At 41.9% G+C, this 21,294-nt stretch carries 18 protein-coding genes; 8 read left to right on the top strand and 10 right to left on the bottom strand.

The window, feature by feature from the left end:
* Positions 1–78: 78 nt before the first annotated feature.
* Together oxc and frc are read right to left on the bottom strand one after the other, a co-directional pair.
* Positions 79–1,782 (bottom strand): oxalyl-CoA decarboxylase, encoded by a 1,704-nt coding sequence (oxc, locus tag AC3Z9T_RS16380; RefSeq protein WP_490127162.1) that lies wholly within the window; start codon positions 1,780–1,782, stop codon positions 79–81.
* A gap of 62 nt (positions 1,783–1,844) precedes the next feature.
* Positions 1,845–3,095 (bottom strand): formyl-CoA transferase, encoded by a 1,251-nt coding sequence (frc, locus tag AC3Z9T_RS16375; RefSeq protein WP_490127161.1) that lies wholly within the window; start codon positions 3,093–3,095, stop codon positions 1,845–1,847.
* 1,430 nt (positions 3,096–4,525) lie between these two features.
* Here frc and AC3Z9T_RS16370 point away from each other — a divergent pair.
* The 4 genes from AC3Z9T_RS16370 to AC3Z9T_RS16355 all read left to right on the top strand — a co-directional run bounded on the left by AC3Z9T_RS16370 (position 4,526) and on the right by AC3Z9T_RS16355 (position 7,302).
* The gene (locus AC3Z9T_RS16370; RefSeq protein ID WP_490127160.1) at positions 4,526–4,702 is read left to right on the top strand and encodes a LysR family transcriptional regulator; all 177 of its coding nucleotides are present in this window, start codon (positions 4,526–4,528) and stop codon (positions 4,700–4,702) included.
* A gap of 7 nt (positions 4,703–4,709) precedes the next feature.
* Positions 4,710–5,384: a hypothetical protein gene (locus AC3Z9T_RS16365; RefSeq protein ID WP_490127159.1), complete on the top strand. Its 675-nt coding sequence runs from the start codon at positions 4,710–4,712 to the stop codon at positions 5,382–5,384.
* A gap of 235 nt (positions 5,385–5,619) precedes the next feature.
* On the top strand, positions 5,620–6,912 hold the full coding sequence (locus AC3Z9T_RS16360; RefSeq protein WP_490127158.1) for a metallophosphoesterase family protein: 1,293 nt from the start codon (positions 5,620–5,622) through the stop codon (positions 6,910–6,912).
* Positions 6,913–7,023: 111 nt separating this feature from the next.
* Positions 7,024–7,302: a hypothetical protein gene (locus AC3Z9T_RS16355; protein WP_490127157.1), complete on the top strand. Its 279-nt coding sequence runs from the start codon at positions 7,024–7,026 to the stop codon at positions 7,300–7,302.
* 95 nt (positions 7,303–7,397) lie between these two features.
* Here the strand turns inward: AC3Z9T_RS16355 and fdoI are convergent, their stop codons facing one another.
* Genes fdoI through fdnG form a run of 3 tightly spaced genes read right to left on the bottom strand, consistent with a single transcriptional unit; the run spans position 7,398 to position 12,048 of the window.
* Entirely contained in the window at positions 7,398–8,048 is a 651-nt protein-coding gene (gene fdoI / locus AC3Z9T_RS16350) for a formate dehydrogenase cytochrome b556 subunit (protein ID WP_070929850.1), read from the bottom strand.
* Positions 8,045–8,989 (bottom strand): formate dehydrogenase subunit beta, encoded by a 945-nt coding sequence (gene fdxH / locus AC3Z9T_RS16345; RefSeq protein ID WP_490127156.1) that lies wholly within the window; start codon positions 8,987–8,989, stop codon positions 8,045–8,047. The genes fdoI and fdxH overlap by 4 nt, the downstream gene beginning before the upstream one ends.
* Positions 8,990–9,000: 11 nt before the next feature.
* Entirely contained in the window at positions 9,001–12,048 is a 3,048-nt protein-coding gene (gene fdnG / locus AC3Z9T_RS16340; protein WP_490127155.1) for a formate dehydrogenase-N subunit alpha, read from the bottom strand.
* A gap of 181 nt (positions 12,049–12,229) precedes the next feature.
* On the opposite strand from fdnG, the gene fdhD reads away from it, so the two are divergent.
* A complete protein-coding gene (fdhD, locus tag AC3Z9T_RS16335) occupies positions 12,230–13,060 on the top strand; it encodes a formate dehydrogenase accessory sulfurtransferase FdhD (RefSeq protein WP_490127154.1) in 831 nt (276 codons plus the stop codon).
* 109 nt (positions 13,061–13,169) lie between these two features.
* On the opposite strand, the gene mnmE is transcribed toward fdhD, so the two are convergent.
* From mnmE to rpmH, 5 genes are all read right to left on the bottom strand, one after another.
* On the bottom strand, positions 13,170–14,534 hold the full coding sequence (gene mnmE / locus AC3Z9T_RS16330) for a tRNA uridine-5-carboxymethylaminomethyl(34) synthesis GTPase MnmE (RefSeq protein ID WP_490127153.1): 1,365 nt from the start codon (positions 14,532–14,534) through the stop codon (positions 13,170–13,172).
* A gap of 108 nt (positions 14,535–14,642) precedes the next feature.
* A complete protein-coding gene (yidC, locus tag AC3Z9T_RS16325) occupies positions 14,643–16,292 on the bottom strand; it encodes a membrane protein insertase YidC (RefSeq protein ID WP_490127152.1) in 1,650 nt (549 codons plus the stop codon).
* Between the two features lie 2 nt (positions 16,293–16,294).
* Positions 16,295–16,555, bottom strand: coding sequence for a membrane protein insertion efficiency factor YidD (yidD, locus tag AC3Z9T_RS16320; protein ID WP_490127151.1), 261 nt, complete (start codon positions 16,553–16,555; stop codon positions 16,295–16,297).
* Positions 16,519–16,878, bottom strand: a complete 360-nt coding sequence (rnpA, locus tag AC3Z9T_RS16315; RefSeq protein ID WP_490127150.1) for a ribonuclease P protein component — start codon at positions 16,876–16,878, stop codon at positions 16,519–16,521. The genes yidD and rnpA overlap by 37 nt, the downstream gene beginning before the upstream one ends.
* Before the next feature lie 21 nt (positions 16,879–16,899).
* Entirely contained in the window at positions 16,900–17,043 is a 144-nt protein-coding gene (gene rpmH, locus AC3Z9T_RS16310) for a 50S ribosomal protein L34 (RefSeq protein WP_004906236.1), read from the bottom strand.
* A 644-nt stretch (positions 17,044–17,687) separates the two neighbouring features.
* On the opposite strand from rpmH, the gene dnaA reads away from it, so the two are divergent.
* From dnaA to recF, 3 genes are read left to right on the top strand one after another with little or no spacing between them, the layout of a single operon-like run.
* Positions 17,688–19,079 (top strand): chromosomal replication initiator protein DnaA, encoded by a 1,392-nt coding sequence (dnaA, locus tag AC3Z9T_RS16305; RefSeq protein WP_490127149.1) that lies wholly within the window; start codon positions 17,688–17,690, stop codon positions 19,077–19,079.
* Positions 19,080–19,084: 5 nt separating this feature from the next.
* On the top strand, positions 19,085–20,188 hold the full coding sequence (dnaN, locus tag AC3Z9T_RS16300) for a DNA polymerase III subunit beta (RefSeq protein ID WP_490127148.1): 1,104 nt from the start codon (positions 19,085–19,087) through the stop codon (positions 20,186–20,188).
* Positions 20,189–20,197: 9 nt separating this feature from the next.
* On the top strand, positions 20,198–21,292 hold the full coding sequence (recF, locus tag AC3Z9T_RS16295) for a DNA replication/repair protein RecF (RefSeq protein WP_490127147.1): 1,095 nt from the start codon (positions 20,198–20,200) through the stop codon (positions 21,290–21,292).
* Positions 21,293–21,294: the final 2 nt, after the last annotated feature.

Here is a 21,294-nt window from a genome sequence, read left to right as displayed (position 1 = left end):
CCTTTTTTGGGCAAAAAGCGTCCTAATGCCACTTAGTGAATAAGTGGCATTACGTTTTCAGTTTATTGAAAAGGTTGTTTAGTTTTTGACAACCGATTTAGGGTTTAAATTACCAATATGACCACTTTCAGTCCCTACCGTAGGGTCAATCACTACGTTAATTAGTGTTGGTTGACCCGATGTAAGACCTGCCTTTAAAGCCTGTTGGATTTCATCTGGTGTGGTTGCGTTATAACCAATACCGCCAAAAGCCTCGATCATCTTGTCATAACGAGCACCCTGCATGAAAACAGTTGGGCATGGATCACTGTCGCCATGAAGGTTAACACCATCACCACGGTAAATACCGCCATTATTGAAAATCAAAATGGTCACTGGCAGCTTATAACGGCAAATCGTCTCAATTTCCATGCCACTGAAACCAAACGCACTATCACCTTCAATGGCGACAACAGGTTTGCCACTAGTTACAGCCGCACCGACCGCATAACCCATACCAATCCCCATCACACCCCAAGTACCGCAATCTAAACGCTGGCGCGGTTTATACATATCGATAATATTTCGTCCATTATCGAGGGTATTTGCTCCTTCGTTGACCACATAAACATCTTTGTGATCGACCAGCACATCACGAATCACACGCAGCGCATTGAAATAATTCAGCGGAGAAGTATCAGTGTTTAGCTTAGCGGCCATCTTCTCACTATTCACTTTCTTGATATCATCAATGCCAGCCATCCAATCGCTTGGTGACTTAACAGGAGTTGATTTCAGTCCTGCGAGTAGCGCAGCAATACTTGAATAGATATCACCAACCACAGGAGCGGTAATTGGGCGATTGCTATCAATTTCTGATGGTTCGATATCTAATTGAATAAATTGAGTTTCTGTTGACCAATGTTTGCCTTTACCATGATCGAGCAACCAATTCAAACGAGCCCCCATAAGCACCACCACATCGGCATTGGATAGCGCATGAGAACGCGCCGCTGCCGCTGATTGTGGATGGTCATCTGGCAACAATCCTTTCGCCATCGACATAGGTAAATAAGGGATCCCTGTTGTTTCAATAAATTGGCGAATATTTTCATCTGCCTGCGCGTAAGCTGCACCTTTACCTAAAATAATCAGAGGGCGTTTTGCTGCTGCCAATAATTTAAGTGCCTTATCGACAGACTCAGGTGCTGGTAACTGACGAGGTGCAGGATCTTCGACGGTAAAAATGGTTTTATCTGCTTCGTCCTTATCCATCACCGCCGCAAGCACCTCTGTGGTTAAATCAAGGTAAACGCCACCCGGACGCCCTGAAACAGAAGCACGAATAGCACGCGCCAAGGCAATACCGAGATCTTCCGGTTTATTCACTCGATAAGATGCTTTAACAAACGGTTTCGCGGTATTCATTTGATCCAACTCTTCATAATCGCCCTGTTGCAGGTCGATAATAGCTCTATCGCTGGAGCCACTGATTTGGATCATTGGAAAACCGTTGGTGGTCGCATTCGCTAACGCCACCATGCCGTTTAAAAATCCAGGAGCAGATACGGTTAAGCAGATACCCGGCTTTTGGGTTAAATAGCCGCTAATAGCTGCCGCATTACCGGCTGATTGTTCATGACGAAAGCCAATATAACGAATGCCTTCTGCCTGCGCATGGCGTGCCATATCGGTAACGGGGATCCCCACAACACCATAAATTGTATCGATGCCATTCTTTTTCAGTGCATCAACAATAATATGCATTCCATCGGTCAAGTTTTGAGTTTGATCGGTCGACATGTCCACCTCATAAAAATATAAATAGCGTGGAGGGAGCTTTATTCGAGCTCCCTAATGGAGAATTAAATCGCTTTATTGGCACGCATAGAGGCAATTTGCTCTGCGCTATAACCCAACTCAGTTAACACTTCATCGGTATGTTCACCTAATAATGGTGCACTCTTGATATCAGGTGTGAATGAAGAGAACTTCATTGGGCAACCTACAGTGAGGTAAGTACCCCGTTTTGGCTGCTCAACTTCCACAATACTACCGCTATCACGCAATGACTGATCACGTGCAATTTCACGCATACTCAGTACTGGAGCACAAGGCACACCGTACTTACTCAAATATTCAACCGCTTCGTGCTTATCTTTATCCGCTAAGAATTTTTCAATTTCAGCAAAAATATCAAAGATATGTGGCTGGCGCGCCTGTGGTGTGCTGTATGCAGGATCAGTTGCCCATTCAGGTTTACCAATCGCCACACAAGTTTGCTGCCAATCTTGCTCTTGAATAGTGAAATAAATGTAAGCGTTCGGGTCAGTTTCCCAACCTTTACATTTTAGGATCCACCCCGGCTGACCACCGCCACCTGCGTTACCACCACGTGGAACGGCATCGCCAAACTTACCGTTTGGATATTGCGGGTACTCTTCGAGATAACCAACTTTTTCTAAACGTTGTTGGTCACGTAATTTGACGCGGCAAAGGTTCAATACCGCATCTTGCATCGACATGGTCACACGCTGCCCTTTACCGGTTTTTTCGCGATGTAATAAAGCAGCCAATAAGCCAATCAACAAATGCATACCTGTATTACTGTCACCCAATGCTGCAGCACTCACTAATGGTGGACCATCCCAAAAACCCGTTGTTGAGGCGGCACCACCCGCGGCTTGAGCTACGTTTTCATACGCTTTAACATCTGCGTAAGGTGAGTTTTCATCAAACCCTTTAATTGAGCCAAAAATCAGGCGTGGGTTAAGTTCTTGAATATGTTCCCAAGTAAAGCCCATATGGTCGATAGCACCAGGGTGGAAGTTTTCAACCAACACATCGGCTTGCTTGATCAAACGTTCCATCACCTCTTTGCCTTCAGGCGTTTTGGTATTCAGTTCAACAGAACGCTTATTACTGTTTAGCATGGTGAAATAAAGTGCATCCGCATCTGGAATATCTCTCAGCTGATTACGGGTGACATCTCCCACACCAGGGCGCTCAATTTTAATCACATCAGCACCGAACCACGCTAACATTTGGGTACAAGATGGCCCTGACTGTACACCGGTGAAATCGAGTACTTTGATACCTTGTAAAGGAAGATCCATGAATTACCTCATTATTTAGCTATCGTAAATGGAATTGAATATGTATTGTTTAGCTGTGGTGAAAGTCACTTAAAAATGATAATTTTTATTAGAAGAATTCTTATTAAGAAATAATGATTTACACCGTTATAATAAATATTTCACTTAATGTCTAGGAGGCGGAAATATCAACAATCACTAACTCAATTATTCTTTAAAAAGAAAAATTATAGGTTATTAGTTTATAATCAATTCAATAATTGAAGGTGTTATTATTAGGATGTTCTATACAGTACAATATAGAGCATCATTAAAGGTCTAATTACATACCAATTAAGATATTCTTATTTAAACAATCCAAATAAAATGGTACGATTTGGTATAGCTATATGCAAAACCCTATAAATAGATAATATTAATAGGAATCATATAGATATAAAAATTCCTTATATTCGTAATAGTACAATTATTAAATATTACTCAACAATATAGGCATTATTATTGATATAAATTCAATTATCATTTTTTTGAAGTCACACCTAATATGACACCCGCTTAATTGTCAAAATCCCTCTGAAGAAAAATTCAGTTCACAGCGAGAATAAAACAGCTCCCACAAAAAATTACAGCGAAGTACCCGCTTATTTCATTACAATCAATAACCCCAAAAAATCAAAATCAATAACACATTGATGAATGCGCTCATTTATACTCTAAATAATTCGAGGTGCAGCTAGACGACAAGTGAACGAGTCGTTAGAAGCATTGAAAATGCTGCAGACTGCTGACAAACGTATTCTGTTTGTCTGCGGTCGTTAAGGTTTTTGAAATAAACTAGGAAAATCAATTTATTGATTTTCGGCTGATAACACGGAGTGGGAAAAACCACGCTTTTATCCCACTTCGTCAACAACCTCAAGCATTGAAAATGCTGCGACTGGTGTGAATGAACGTAGTCACATCTACCTCAACGAAAAGCGCTGCCACTTGAAATATGACAAATATAAAGACATAGCGCTTAAACTTATCTCATAAAAAGGCGATTTTGTTATTGAATTCCTCTGATAGACAGAACCATAAGGAATATAAATCACATTTTATTTATATCGAAAAAAATAATAACCTAATAAATACAATAAATTAAAGTTTATCTTTGTTTATTTCACAGTAAATTTAATACACCACATTAATTTTATCTAGTATATTTCATCACATCAATCATACGAGGTGAAAGAAATGGGAAAAATTTTAATTACACTTTTAATCATACTACCTATTTATGCAATGGTTTTAAGTGAAGAGCTAGTTTTGAGGCAAATCAGCAACATAGTTTAAATTAACTCTATAGATAGTCATCTGTTAAGCAGATACATTTAACATGATAATGGAATTATTTCTAGGAAGATTAATAAGTCAACTAAATATTATTTGGCAAATTACTAAGGATAGTTATGCTTTTTTCAAAACAGTTAAATCAATTTATTGCTTTCGCAAAAAATGGCTCTTTACATCAAGCTGCTGAATCTATTAATGTGACACCATCGGCGATCTCTCAGGGATTATTTTCGCTAGAAAAAAAATTAGGGAAAAACATCCTGATAAAAAAAAAACAAACTTATCGTTTCTGATTGTGGAATGGAATTATTTCATAAAATCAAGCCTCATTATGAAGCAATAAATAATATACTGGATGATCTATCACCATCAAAGCATGAAAGAAAAATAAGAATACTTATTGATGGTTTTCCATTTCCAAGAGGAAATGAAATTTTAAAAAACTTCTTAAGTAATGAAAAGATCATAGCAGAAGTAGATTATGGTACATCAAAAGATATTTTATATGAAATTAAGAATATGCACTACGATATCATTATATCACCTATTGACATTAATACTAATGGGGAAAATATCCAAAAAATAAGTTTAAAAACAGAAAGTGTAGGTTTGGTGATTCATAAAGATTTAGTCAAAAATAATATCACAATAGAAAAAGCTATGAATCAGAATCTATTTATCCATACTAAAGCCTCTCTTGAACATTGTATGATGAAGTCTTTAATTAAAAAATTAAAGCAAAATGGCATAAATTGCAAAACAACATCAATTAATGAATCTGAATTATTTTACATTTTAAACGATAAAATAGGATATTCATTTTTTAGTGAAGAATATTTTGAAAAACATCAAAATTTAAACTCAGATCTTATTTTTATGAAAAAACCGTTTAATCTATTTTTGAATAGAAAAGCTTACTTTCTTAAAGATAGTCATCACATGGATATTTATTTGAAAAATATAAACATATTATAATCAAGGAGTAATCATGAAAATAATTTTTTTATTGTTTTTTTCTTTATTAATATCCGCATGTCAAAATAATTTTATTCAAGATGAGCGAGGTAATTCAACAAACACAAAAAACGTCAATACAATTAATTAATAAAAATCAGTTATCAATATATTATACTTTAAATAAACAACCAGTTTAAATTAAAGTTAATTATATGATAGCCCCCATTAAATTTATTTAAAAAAGGTTATACAAATGATTTTTGGTATTATCAGTGATATTCATACTGGCTCAGATAAAGATGCAAACGTATTAAAAACTTCAATTAAGAATATTGTCAGTCAAGGTGCTACAGGGTTAATCATGGCAGGCGATATTGGTGATAATCATGGTCAAAGGGAAACAGCGTTCTCTGTATTTGATGAATATTTCCCAACTGAATATCATCAAAATATGCTATTAATGGTGGGAAATCATGATGTTCGTTCTGGGGCACAACCACACGAACCTCTAGATCCAGACTTAACAAATCTATATGATGCATATCTTGCTAAATCTAAACTCTCTCGCAAATCTGACAGTATGTGTGTTGATACATGGATCGGCGGGTATCATTTTTTATGCTTAAATACCGATGTACCTCTTAAAGATCAAATGGAGTTAAATCAAACATCTCTTGATTGGCTAAAAGAAAAATTGGCTGAAAATGCAGATGTTAACAAGCCCATTTTTGTGATAACTCACCAAGCATTTAATGGATCACACTGGGGTTCACACTATTATGGCGGCTTTGGCCCTCAAGACGAACAGTTAAAAGAGCTATTTTTGCAATATCCGCAAATAGTGATGCTCAACGGGCATCTTCATAACGGCTTCGGTGTTATTGAAGCTATCCAACGCCCTTTTGGTACCTTAATTGATATACCTAGTTTAACATTAGGAGAAAATGGCAATAAAGATAAGGGTACTGGGTATTTATTAAAATTTTATGATGATAAGTTAATTTTTGAAGCATGGAATTTCTATGAAAACGTTCATCTACAAGAACATGACATTATTATATTATTACCGACATTGTCTGTTCTAGCGCAAAAATTACCCTCGAGTAAAGAAGAAGATATAACCTCATTAGCATCAAAAGCAGACCAGCTAATGAATAAAAAACGGGACGGATATGGTCCAAGAATTTATGATAATAACACTTGGACTGAGATTAATATACTAAGAGATAAAATTATTAATCTAAAAAAAGACATTAACTATTATAATTTACCATTTAGTAGCAACATAGATATTACTGAAGAAATGATCAATGATGCATTAAGGGTTCATGATAATGTACAGATCAGCATGAGTGATGGTGTTTGGTCTAGGAACATACATATTCCGAGAGCTCAAAATGGCAAAACCATTAAAGTAAAATGCAATTCCACATATAGCATCAACGTTATGATAAATAAAGAAAAACATGTCCTAAAAACAGACTATGAATTAATTCTTTCACCTGACATTCCTTGGGGAATGGAGCAAAAGAAATTTAAAAATTAAAATCTAAACGCATGAGCTTCATCATTAAATAAACTTAAATAAAAACCAATGTGGCTTTTAAAGCAACATTGGTTGAATAACTCATCACCACATTGTTTAAAGAAACTATCCATGATAGAGAAAATTAAAGCATACAAAATAGTAGATGAAAAACCAGCTATTTATATTAAAATAGACAACCAAAATAGCCCTTTGGATTTAGAGTTATATTTAAATGATAAATTAGTCGATTCCGTCAAAAATAAAGCAAATCATTATTCATTTAATATTACAGAAGTTGGTGAATATTTTATTATTGCAAAACAAGAAAATTCATTTCCTTTTCATTCAGACCCAGTGTACTTCACTGATTCTGACATTGAGCCAGAAATGATTTCTATATTAGAATAAAAAGATATATTCCATTTGCGCAATGATAATAAAAACGATAAAAAAACCCACAAACCATGTTGTGGGTTTTTTATCAAAATTAACAATAAAAAAACTTAGTTCTTCTCTTGCTGCTGCTGTTTTTCTTTTTCGACGATTTCACGATACCAGCGTGGGTGATGCTTTTTCGCCCAACCACGTGTTACCCAACCTTCCACCATCGCACGCACTGAGCCTTTCACCCAGATTGCAGCATAAGCATGCACGACAATCATGATGATCAACGCAATCGCTGACAATGAATGCACCATAATCGCTGCACGGTAGATTGGGATAGAGAAAAAGTCAGCAAAGTATGGACGCCACATGATCACACCACTGACCGCCAGCAGCAGTAAGCAGATAGTCACCACCCAATACACCCCTTTCTGTCCGAGGTTATATTGACCAACGTCGCCTGCTTCTTCATTCTTCAGCACCTTACCGATATTTTTCGCCCACTTAATATCTTCTTTGTTGATAAAGTTGTGGTGAAAATAACGAAAGAACATAAAGATAAACAACAGGAACATCGCGGTACCGACAAACGGATGCAGGATCCTAGCCAGTTGTGGCGTGCCCAAAATGTTCATAAACCAGTTAAGTGACGGGAAGAAAAACCCCAACCCACTGATTGCGGTGAACAAGAAGCAAATCACAACCGCCCAGTGATTGATCCGTTCAATCGGCTTATGGCGAATAATTTTTTCATTATCCTGCGGTATCATTTTTGATCCTCCCCTTCAACTGACTTTGAAGTCTCAGAAGTGGTTGAGTCCTGCATATCTTTCAGGGCCTCTTCTTCTTCTTTCTTGGAGACGCGGTTCGGACCAATACCCACATAGTGGAAGATGGCCGCCGCAAAAGTTGCAGCAAAACCAACCGCTGCTAACGGCTTCCAGATACCTTTCCAGAAAGTGACTGTCGGGCTAATGGTTGGGTTTTCTGGCAAGCCATGATACAGCTGAGGCTTATCTGCGTGGTGCAGAACATACATGACGTGTGTACCACCAACGCCTTCTGGATCATACAGACCCGCGTTGTTGTAACCACGTGTTTTCAGTTCAGTCACACGATCGCCCGCCAGCTCAATCATCGCCTCTTTGCTACCAAAGTGGATAGCACCTGTCGGACAGGTTTTCACGCATGCAGGCTCTTGACCGACTTCAACCCTATCGACACACAGCGTACATTTGTACGCACGGTTATCTTCTTGGTTGATACGTGGAACGTTGAACGGACAGCCAGCAATACAGTAGCCACAACCAATACAATGCTCAGATTGGAAATCAACGATACCGTTTTTGTACTGAACAATTGCGCCTTCTGATGGACAAGCTTTTAAACAGCCTGGATCATAGCAGTGCATGCAACCGTCTTTACGGATCAGCCACTCGAACTTGCCATTCTCTTCCACTTCAGAGAAACGCATAACAGTCCATGACTTAGCGGTCAAATCGGTTGGGTTATCATAAACCCCAACGTTTGTGCCGATTTTGTCACGAATATCGTTCCACTCAGAACAAGCAACCTGACACGCTTTACAGCCGATACACGTCGTAACGTCAATCAGCTTCGCCACTTCTTCCTTATAGTCCCGCACTTGCGCTGGGGGCGTCAGGGAATTGGTGGCGGAACGACGAATAATGTCCTGTGATTGCATTGACATAATTTATCTCCTTACACCTTTTCCACATTCACAAGGAATGACTTAAACTCAGGCGTTTGCGTGTTAGCATCACCTACATATGGTGTCAGTGTGTTGGCAATAAAGCCTTTCACTGCTAAACCTTCAAAGCCCCAGTGGATAGGAATACCTATGGTATCAATATCTTTACCGTCGACTTTTAACGTATGAATACGTTTTGTGACCACTGCTTTCGCTTTGATGTAGCCACGTTTAGAGCTGACTTTCACCATGTCACCTTGCTTAATGCCTTTTTCTGCCGCTAAGCGATCACCGATTTCGATAAATTGCTGTGGCTGAATAATCGCATTCAACAATGCGTGTTTGGTCCAATAGTGGAAATGCTCGGTTAAACGATAGGTTGTTCCCACATAAGGGAATTCTGTCGCTTTACCCATTTGCGCCCAGTCGTCTTTAAACACACGCGCTGCTGGGTTAGAAACCACATTTGGATGTAATGGGTTGGTATCGAGCGGTGTTTCGATTGGCTCATAGTGTTCAGGGAATGGACCTTCAGCCATTTTATCCAGCGCAAACAAGCGACCCATACCTTCAGGTTGCATGATGAACGGGTGTACACCACTACCCGGAGGTGCATTGCTATAGTCAGGCACATCCATACCAATCCACTTGCTTCCATCCCATTCAAGGATTTGGCGACGTGGATCCCATGGTTTACCCATTGGGTCAGCAGAAGCACGGTTATAAATAACACGACGGTTTAACGGCCATGCCCACGCCCAGCCAAGTGTGTTACCCAGACCGGTTGGGTCAGAGTTATCACGGCGAGCCATCTGGTTGCCTTTCGGTGTCCAGCTACCCGTAAATATCCAACAACCGCTTGATGTCGTACCATCATCACGCAATTGAGCAAATGAGCTCAACAGTTCGCCTTTCTTCACAATGACATTGCCATCAGCGTCTTTCAGATCGACTAAAGCATAACCATTGCTTTCTTGAGCAACTTCTTCCGGCGTTGGGTTATCACGGTCGAAGTAGTTCCACGTCATGTTCAGAACTGGCTCTGGCGTTTCACCGCCCTCAGTTTCATATAATTGACGCATGCGATGATAGATACCGGACAGAATTTCACCATCACTGATGGCTTCACCCGGGGCATCTGCACCTTTCCAGTGCCACTGTAACCAACGTGCTGAGTTAACAATGGAACCATTCTCTTCCGCAAAGCAACATGATGGCAGACGGAAAACGGTGGTTTGGATCACAGATGGATCCACATCGTTCATCTCGCCATGGTTCTGCCAGAAGTTAGAGGTTTCAGTGTTCAGCGGGTCAATCGTAATCAAGAATTTCAGTTTAGATAGCGATTTAACCACTTTGTTTTTGTTCGGGAACGAGGCTAATGGGTTAAAGCCTTGGCAAATATAGCCATTCACTTCACCTTTATCCATCATTTCGAAGTAACGTAACACATCGTAGCCCTGATCCCATTTAGGCAACCAATCAAAGCCCCAGTTATTTTCTTTCTGCGCTTTATCACCATAGAAAGTTTTCATCATGCTGACGAAGAATTTCGGGTAATTACCCCAATAGTTCACCTGACCCGGTTGGGTCATTTTTGGCGTATTGGCCGCTAAATAACTTTCGAGTGTGGTTTGTTTATCTGATGGCAGGGTCATGTAACCCGGTAAGCTTTGAGATAACAAACCTAAGTCCGTCAGACCTTGGATATTAGAGTGGCCACGTAGCGCGTTAACGCCTCCGCCTAACATTCCCATATTACCCAGCAGCAACTGGATCATCGCCATGGTACGGATGTTCTGCGCACCGATGGTGTGTTGTGTCCAGCCGAGAGCGTAAAGGAACGATGCGGTTTTATCTTTCACGCTAGTTTCTGCAATGTACTCGCAGACTTTCAAGAAGTCTTCGATTGGTGTACCACAGATGTTTGTCACCACTTCTGGCGTATAACGGCTAACGTGCTCTTTCAGTAGATTTAATACGCAACGAGGGTGGGTTAAGGTTGGATCGCGCAGTGCGAAACCATTCTCATCCATCTCGTAATTCCACGTGGTTTTATCATACTGACGCTTTTCTGCATCGTAACCCGTGAATAGACCGTCATCAAAACCGTAATCTTCACGGATGATGAGGCTAGCATTGGTATAGGCTTCGACATATTCCTGCTGGATCTTTTTGTTGTCCAGTAGGTATTTGATCACACCTGATAAAAAGGCAATATCAGTCCCTGAACGGATAGGCGTGTAGAAATCCGCCACTGCCGCTGTACGGGTAAAGCGTGGATCAATAACAATCAGTTTTGCTTTATTATGGATTTTAGCTTCCATCGCCCAGCGGAAACCGACTGGATGCGCTTCCGCCGCATTACCACCCATAACGACAACGAGGTTGGCATTTTTAATATCAACCCAGTGGTTGGTCATCGCACCGCGACCAAATGTTGGAGCAAGACTTGCTACCGTTGGTCCGTGTCAGACACGCGCTTGGTTATCCACGGCAAGCATGCCGAGGGCGCGACTAAATTTTTGGGTTACAAAACCGGTTTCGTTACTCGCTGCTGATGCACACAACATACCCGTGGTCAGCCAACGGTTAACCGTTACACCATCTTTGTTTTGTTTGATAAAGTTGGCATCACGGTCTTCTTTCATCAACTTAGCGATGCGATCAAACGCTTCGTTCCAAGTGATGCGTTTCCATTCGTTAGTACCTGGCTCGCGTACTTCAGGGTATTTGAGTCGACTTTCACTGTGGATGAAATCGATAAGCCCTGCACCTTTCGGGCAGAGTGCGCCGCGGTTTACCGGATGATCCGGGTCTCCTTCGATGTGAAAAATGCTCTCTTTGGCATTTTTCGCTCCATCACCTAGGCTGTACATTAACAGCCCACAGCCGACAGAGCAGTACGTGCAGGTATTTCGGGTCTCTTTCGCACGCAGTAATTTATACTGACGTGTCGACGCTAACGCAGTTGCGGGTGCAAAACCCAGCGCCGCTGCCGTCGTACCCGCCATACCGCCAGCGCAGATCTTAAAGAACTGCCTTCTGCTGACTTGCATGGGGATCTCCTCATTTACATTGCTCTTGTTTACCTACTGAATGTCTTAAATATCAATATTCAGGTAAACTGTTCTTATTCAACGTCTTCCGTATCGTATTCAGGTTCATTGCCTGAGAATGGTGTAAATTCTTTTTACCCATAATTAATATTATGTATCATTAGTGCTAGGAATTCATCTAATGCATGAAACAAATAACACGAAACAATCAAAATCTATCAAAATGATTGGTGCAAATCACACAAGCGTGCAACAAAAAGGCAACCTAGAACAACCTGTCAATGACTGGGTTGCAGAAGAATTGCCTGTCGCATTGGTCTATAACGGCATATCCCATGTCGTAATGATGGCAACACCAAAAGATTTAGAAGATTTTGCTGTTGGCTTCTCATTGTCAGAAGGGATCATACAGTCAGGGCAAGAAATTCGTGGAATTGATATTGTCCAAGGCTGCCATCGTGGTATTGAAATTCATGTTGAATTGTCCAGCCGCCGCTTTATGGGGTTGAAAGAGCGTAGACGGAACCTTGCAGGAAGAACGGGTTGCGGTATCTGTGGAACAGAGCAGCTCGATGAAATCTTCAAACCCATTACCCCACTACCTTTTACCCAAACATTTTCACTCAGTCACCTTGACCACGCTTTAACAGAGTTAAAAAATGTCCAAGAAATTGGCGCGCTTACCGGCTGTACTCACGCTGCTGCATGGATTTCACCTGTAGGCCAGTTAGTGGGAGGCTGTGAAGATGTCGGTCGTCACGTGGCACTTGATAAGCTATTAGGAATGAAGCACCGCCACGACTGGCAACAAGGTGCCGTATTAGTCTCTAGCCGTGCAAGTTATGAAATGGTGCAAAAAGCAGCAAGCTGTGGGGCAGAAATTTTATTCGCTGTTTCAGCTGCGACTTCACTGGCAATTGAAGTGGCTCAGAAATCAAACCTGACATTGGTGGGCTTTTGCCGCCAAGGAAAAGCCACTGTGTTTACACATAGTAGAAGAATTGAAAACTAAACAATATATGCTCATCATACTTCAAGTTGCAGGGCTTTCGTTAAGATATAAGGGACTAAGCTCATTCGCTTGTCGCCTACCTGCATCTTGAATTATTTAGAGTATAGATTCACTTCCCAATACAAAAACTCGAAAAAATACGGCCTAACAGATCATCTGACGTAAATTCACCCGTAATTTCGCTCAGCTCTTGTTGGGCTAAACGTAACTCTTCTGCTAATAACTCGCCTGAACGGGCAACCACTAACTGCTCATGGCCCTGTGCTAAATGCATCGCGGCGGCATCCAGTGCTTGCAAGTGGCGGCGACGTGCCAAAAAGCCCCCTTCCATGTTGCTATTGAAACCCATGGTCTCTTTAAGGTGATCGCGCAACAAATCGATACCTTTTTCTTCTCGTGCAGAAAGGCGGATCAATGGATAATGGACATCTTCAATAAACTCAATTTGTTCGCCGGTTTTATCGGCTTTATTGCGGATCACCGTGACAGGCAGAGTATCAGGCAAGCGCGCCATAAATTCAGGCCAAATCTCTTGCGGTTCTGTGGCATCAGTAGTAGTGCTGTCTAACATAAACAGTACTCGATCTGCTTGCTCAATCTCTTTCCAAGCTCGTTCGATACCTATACGTTCAACTTCATCACTGGCTTCGCGTAAGCCTGCCGTATCAATAATATGCAATGGCATACCATCAATATGAATATGTTCACGTAATACATCACGAGTTGTTCCTGCAATATCAGTCACAATCGCCGCCTCACGACCTGCTAATGCATTTAGTAAACTTGATTTACCCGCATTTGGACGACCGGCAATTACCACTTTCATCCCTTCACGCAGTAAACTACCTTGACGTGCTTCAGCACGAACACGCCCTAAGTCGGCAATCACTTCATCCAGTTTGGCTTCAATTTTACCATCAGAAAGAAAATCAATTTCTTCATCAGGGAAGTCGATCGCCGCTTCAACGTAAATACGTAAAGTGGTTAATGCTTCAACCATATGGTGAATTTGTGCAGAAAATGCACCTTGCAATGAATTCATCGCAGATCGCGCAGCTTGTTCTGAACTGGCATCAATCAAGTCAGCAATCGCTTCGGCTTGCGCTAAATCCAACTTATCATTTAAAAATGCGCGCTCAGAGAATTCGCCGGGGTTAGCGATACGAATACCATCAATGGTTAAAATTCGTCTGAGCAATAAATCAAGAATGACAGGACCACCATGCCCTTGCAGCTCTAAAACATCTTCCCCTGTAAAAGAGTTAGGGCCGGGGAAGAACAATGCGATGCCTTGGTCAAGCACGCTGTCATTAACGTCGCGAAAAGGCAGGTAGTCTGCATAACGTGGTTTTGGTAGTTTGCCCAATACTGTTTGAGCCACTAGTGCCGCTTTCGGGCCTGACACTCGTAAAATACCGACCCCACCACGACCGGGAGGCGTTGCCTGTGCAACAATCGTATCGTTGGTTTGCATGATGTTTCTCTGTCATTCCTATAAAAATTAAGGCGGTACTTAAAAAGTAACCGCCTTAATTATACCTAGAGCTGAGCACAAGCTCACCTCTAATTATTTAGAGTATAACTATTTCTTTTCTTTCTTATCGCGACTATGCAGACCACGTTTTTCCAGACCACGATAGATAATCTGTTGCTGGATGATGGTCACTAAGTTACTCACGATATAGTACAGTACCAGACCTGATGGGAACCACAGGAAGAAGATAGTGAACACTACTGGCATGTAGGTCATGATCTTCTGCTGCATAGGGTCAGTCACCGCTGTTGGCGACATCTTCTGGATAACAAACATCGTTACACCCATCAATACTGGCAGGATGTAGTATGGATCTTGCGCTGACAAGTCCTGTATCCAACCAAAGAATGGGGCATGACGCAGCTCAACAGAACCCATCAACATATAGTAAAGTGCAAGGAAGATTGGCATTTGGATCAGCAGAGGCAAACAGCCACCCAACGGGTTAACTTTTTCTGCTTTGTACATCGCCATCATTTCTTGGCTCATACGCTGTTTGTCATCACCAATACGCTCACGCATTGCAGCCAGTTTTGGTTGCAGTAAACGCATTTTCGCCATTGATGTGTACTGTGCTTTAGTCAGCGGGTACATGATACCACGGACGATAAAGGTAATAACGATGATAGCAATACCCCAGTTACCGACAAAACCGTGAATGAATTTCAGCAGTTTGAACAGTGGCTGAGAGATAAACCATAACCAACCGTAATCTACGGTTAAATCTAAGTGTGGAGCAACCGCAGCCATTTCTGACTGAATTTCAGGACCAATCCATAATGTAGATGAATACGTTCCTGCACCGTTCGCTGCAATGGTCACTGGCTCACTCTTATAACCAATGATTGCAGACGCTTTATCGAGGTCGATAGTATAGAAGGTGCTCTTTTCGTTACTTGCTGGAACCCACGCAGTCGCGAAGTACTGTTGCAACATCGCCACCCAGCCACCTTTAGTGGTAATGCTAAGGTTTTTATCTTCAATATCGCTAAAACTATATTTTTTATAGTTAGTTTCATCAGAAGAATACGCTGCACCACGGTAAGTGTGTAATGCAAAGTTACTGCTGCCAGTATCACGCTCTTTTGGTAACTGGATAGTTTGTTTCAACTGACCAAAGAAAGCGAGGTTCAAAGCTTGAGCTGTTGGGTTTTGAATATTGTATTCAACATCAACAGTATAATGGCCGCGTTTTAAGACATAGGTTTTTTGATAAACCACACCGTCTTTGTCGGTGAATGTCATTGGAACACGCAACTCATCTTGGCCATCCTGTAGTACAAAGCTGGATTCAGCAGTGTTATATACCGGACGTTGACCATTGTTATTCGCTGGGTTATCTGGGCCGTGTTGGCCGATCAGACCACTTTGTGCCTGATAGAGGAAACCTGGTGTAGTTTCGAGTAAACGGAAAGGGTCTTCCGAATGAAGGGTCGCAGGATAGGCTAACAAGTCAGCCTCATCGATATCACCACCACGTGTGTTGATGCGTAAATCTAACACATCGGTTTTCACTGTGATCAGCTTACCTTGCCCACTGCTCGTTACAGTTTGGGAATCACTGCTTGGCATATCTGTTTGTTGTGTCGTTTGGACAGTTTTTACATCTTGGGTAACTTTATCGCTTTCCCAAGCCTGCCAGACTAAGAACGAAACAAATAGCAAAGCGATGAGTAGAAGATTGCGTTGCGAATCCATCGTTATAATTCTCTATTATCATCGTTTTTTTTAGGTGGAACAGGATCGTCACCACCAGCGTGTAAAGGGTGGCATTTTAATACGCGTTTCGCTGTTAACCAACTACCTTTTAACATTCCGAACCTGCGCAATGCCTCAATTCCATAATTTGAACAAGTTGGATTGAAACGGCAACGAGGCCCCAACAGCGGGCTAATCGCCAATTGGTAACCCCTAATCAGCCCGATCAGGATTTTTGAGCCAAGCGACTGTGTCGACGCCATAACTTACCCAATGCTTCCGTGATTTGCTGGTTATCGAGATTAGCTACCCCTCTTCTTACCAATACCACAAAATCCATTGGAGGCAACTCATGTTGATGCAAACGAAAATATTCACGGGCTAATCGTTTGATGCGATTTCGCTCATGAGCACGTTTAACATTTTTTTTGGCGATGGTAAGACCGATGCGGGGATGCCCCAGCTCGTTTAGGCGACCAAGGATTGTTATCTCTGGGGAACTCGCCCTCTGCGGCTGCTTAAAGACATTATCGAAGTGCCTGGGAGTTAACAAACGTAACTCCCGGGTAAAAGCGAGCGTAACCACTTGAATAGAGGGCTAGCTTTATTACTTAGATGAAACGGTCAGACGAGCGCGGCCTTTAGCACGACGGCGAGCCAGAACCTGACGACCATTTTTAGTGGCCATACGAGCACGGAAACCGTGTGAACGGTTGCGCTTCAGTACGGACGGTTGAAAAGTGCGTTTCATAACGATTTCTACCTAACTTTTAAATTTATTACTGATTCAGTAAACGCGTTGGCAACCAGTGAAAACTGATTTACACCTGTGCCTCTATCGCAACAATATAGAAAGAGGCAGGATTGTAATAAAACATAGGGGGTCACGTCAATAAAATGACGCAATCAAACCACTTTTATTTATAGCCTGGCTGACAGGTTTGCTGACATATAGTGCAACGGCGCATAAAGTGTAGCTTTCACTTGCTCACTGACCTAAACGGAAATTGAGTCATCATAAAAATCACGTCAACGCAGTATACAGGGTGGAAGATTATACGGACTCCACCCTAAAGCGCAAGGATCATCGGTCGATCTAAAAATATTTTTTGATCTTAGAGAATATTTTCTATAAATCGTCTAAAGTTATCCCCAGCGTTGTGGAAAAAACATCGATGATCGCGATCAAACTGTGTGCTTCTCTGTTAACCACGTTGTCTTACCACATTTGCCTGTGGATAAAAAGCATAAAAACTGTGTAAAAGAATGAAGATCTCTTGCCAATTTTACGGTATGATCTCCGGTCACATTTCTGATCTGAGGATCAGAAAAATTCTTTGCTTAATCCGTTACTTCTTTTTGTTTCATTGATGATCTTGTTTAGGGGAGTCCACCGTGTCACTTTCGCTTTGGCAGCAATGTCTTGCCCGATTGCAGGATGAACTACCTGCCACAGAATTCAGTATGTGGATACGCCCTCTTCAAGCTGAATTAAACGATAATACACTGGCACTTTATGCCCCGAATCGTTTTGTCCTTGATTGGGTGAGAGATAAATACATCAATAATATCAATGAATTATTGAATGATTTCTGTGGTACTGATGTACCTGCACTCCGTTTCGAGGTGGGAAGCAAGCCCATTTCCGTTTCTCAAGCAAGCACACTGGTTCGCCCAGCTCATGAAGCGCCGGCGGTTGTCATTCCTTCAGCACCGATGAAACCAAGTTGGGATAATTCAACCAAAGCACAGCCTGATGTGGCCTATCGCTCCAATGTAAACCCTAAACATACCTTTGATAACTTTGTTGAAGGTAAATCTAACCAACTGGCTCGCGCTGCCGCAAGGCAAGTGGCTGAGAACCCTGGGGGGGCCTATAACCCATTGTTCCTGTATGGTGGTACGGGTTTAGGTAAAACGCACTTATTACATGCGGTTGGCAATAGCATTATGCAACACAAAGCCAATGCACGTGTCGTTTATATGCACTCAGAACGCTTTGTCCAAGACATGGTTAAAGCGTTACAAAACAACGCAATTGAAGAATTTAAGCGCTATTATCGCTCTGTTGATGCATTACTTATCGATGACATTCAATTTTTCGCCAACAAAGAGCGCTCCCAAGAAGAATTTTTTCATACCTTTAATGCGTTGTTAGAAGGCAACCAACAAATTATTTTAACTTCAGATCGCTATCCTAAAGAGATCAATGGAGTTGAAGATCGTTTAAAATCGCGTTTTGGCTGGGGGCTAACAGTCGCTATTGAACCCCCAGAGCTTGAAACCCGCGTTGCGATCTTGATGAAAAAAGCCGATGAAAACGAGATCCAGCTTCCCGGCGAAGTCGCTTTTTTCATCGCCAAGCGTTTACGCTCTAATGTCCGTGAATTAGAAGGGGCATTAAACCGCGTTATCGCCAATGCAAATTTTACCGGCCGCGCTATCACCATTGATTTTGTGCGTGAAGCGCTGCGAGATTTACTAGCACTACAAGAAAAACTGGTAACTATCGATAACATTCAGAAAACTGTGGCTGAGTATTACAAAATAAAAGTTGCAGATTTACTTTCCAAACGCCGTTCTCGTTCTGTCGCTCGTCCGCGCCAGATGGCTATGGCATTGGCAAAGGAACTGACTAATCATAGTTTACCTGAAATCGGGGATGCCTTTGGTGGCCGTGATCATACGACGGTACTGCATGCTTGCCGTAAAATTGAACAATTACGGGAAGAAAGCCATGACATCAAAGAGGATTTTTCTAACTTAATCAGAACATTATCATCTTAATTGCTATGAAATTTACTATCGAACGTGAGCAGTTATTAAAACCGTTGCAACAGGTTAGTGGTCCATTAGGTGGGCGTCCGACGCTACCTATTTTGGGCAACCTTCTCTTACAAGTAAAAGAAGGCGCTTTGCTATTAACGGGAACCGACTTAGAAATGGAGATGATGGCCAATGTTCCTTTAACTCAGGAACATGAAGTTGGAGCAACTACCGTTCCAGCACGCAAGTTTTTTGATATCTGGCGTGGGCTTCCTGATGGTTCAGAAATCCGTGTAGAACTCGATGATGACAGGCTGTTGGTTCGCTCTGGGCGTAGCCGTTTCTCACTGTCGACCTTACCTGCCAGCGATTTCCCTAATTTAGATGATTGGCAAAGCGAGGTGGAATTTTCTCTGCCACAGTCAATCCTTAAACGCCTTATTGAAGCCACTCAGTTTTCAATGGCGCATCAAGACGTTCGTTACTACCTCAACGGCATGCTATTTGAAACCGAAGGCCAGTTATTAAGAACGGTTTCAACTGATGGACACCGCTTGGCGGTGTGTTCCATGGAAATTGCCCAAGAAGAGCTGCCATCACATTCAGTGATTGTTCCTCGTAAAGGGGTAATTGAGTTAATGCGTCTCTTAGATGGCGGCGACTCACCGGTACAATTACAAATCGGCAGCAATAACATACGCGCACATGTTGGCGGTTTTATCTTCACCTCAAAACTGGTTGATGGCCGTTTCCCTGACTATCGTCGCGTGCTACCGAAAAACCCAGACAAAACATTAGAAGCACGTTGTGATTTACTCAAGCAGGCTTTTTCTCGAGCGGCAATTTTATCGAATGAGAAATTCCGCGGTGTACGTTTGTATTTCAGTGAAAATCAATTACGCATTACAGCAAACAACCCAGAACAAGAAGAAGCCGAAGAGATCGTTGATGTCAGCTATCAAGGCACAGAAATGGAAATTGGCTTTAACGTTAGCTACATCTTAGACGTGCTAAATGCGCTGAAAAGTGACAATGTGACACTATTCTTAACCGATGCTGTGTCGAGCGTGCAAATTGAAGACTCCGCGAGCAGCGCTGCTGTTTATGTTGTCATGCCAATGCGTTTGTAATCATTTTTTATGATCCTTTCGCGTTTATTGATCCGCGATTTTCGTAACATTGAAGATACCGATCTCGCACTAGCTAATGGGTTTAATTTTTTAATTGGCCCGAATGGGAGCGGTAAAACCAGTGTACTCGAAGCGATCTACACACTTGGGCATGGCCGTGCTTTTCGCAGTATTCAAGCAAACCGTGTGATCCGCCATGAACAGGAACAATTTATCCTACATGGGAAATTGAGCCATCTTGATCAATCACGTAAAGATTTGTCGCTGGGTTTAAGTAAAAACCGTGAAGGCGATAGTAAAGTAAGGATCGACGGTACTGACGGCCATAAAATTGCTGAGTTGGCAAAATTGCTACCAATGCAATTAATTACCCCTGAGGGTTTTACCTTACTTAATGGTGGGCCGAAGTATCGACGTGCATTTATTGACTGGGGGTGCTTTCATAATGAGCCTTTGTTTTTTTCCGTTTGGTCCGATTTAAAGCGGCTATTAAAACAACGTAATGCAGCATTGCGCCAAGTGAGTCGTTATGAACAAATACGTCATTGGGATCAACAATTAGCCCCATTAACCGAGCAAATCAGCCAATGGCGTAGTGACTATATTGCAGGTATCGCTGAAAATATTGAGCAAACTTGCCAACAGTTTTTACCTGAGTTTGTATTATCAGTTTCTTTTCAACGCGGTTGGGATAAAGAAATCGATTATTCAGAGTTATTAGAGCGCCAATTTGAGCGTGATAAAGCGTTAACCTACACCGCCTCAGGGGCACACAAAGCGGATTTGCGGATCAGGGCCAATGGAACCCCAGTGGAAGATATGCTTTCACGCGGTCAGCTAAAACTTTTAATGTGCGCTTTAAGGTTAGCGCAGGGTGAATTTTTCACCCAACAGAGCGGGCAACGATGCCTGTATCTACTGGATGATTTTGCCTCGGAACTTGATTCGGGTCGCCGGCAGTTATTGGCAGCACGTCTTAAGGCTACGCAAGCTCAAGTGTTTGTTAGTGCAATAACACCTGAGCAGGTTCAAGACATGATTGATGTAAATAGCAAGATGTTTAGCGTAGAACATGGCAAAATAGAAGTTAAACCACAGGAATAATA

This window comes from Providencia sp. 6390 (assembly GCF_058148425.1).
The sequence above is the reverse complement of the archived record's forward strand: the minus strand, read 5'-3'. Positions and strand labels throughout refer to the sequence as shown.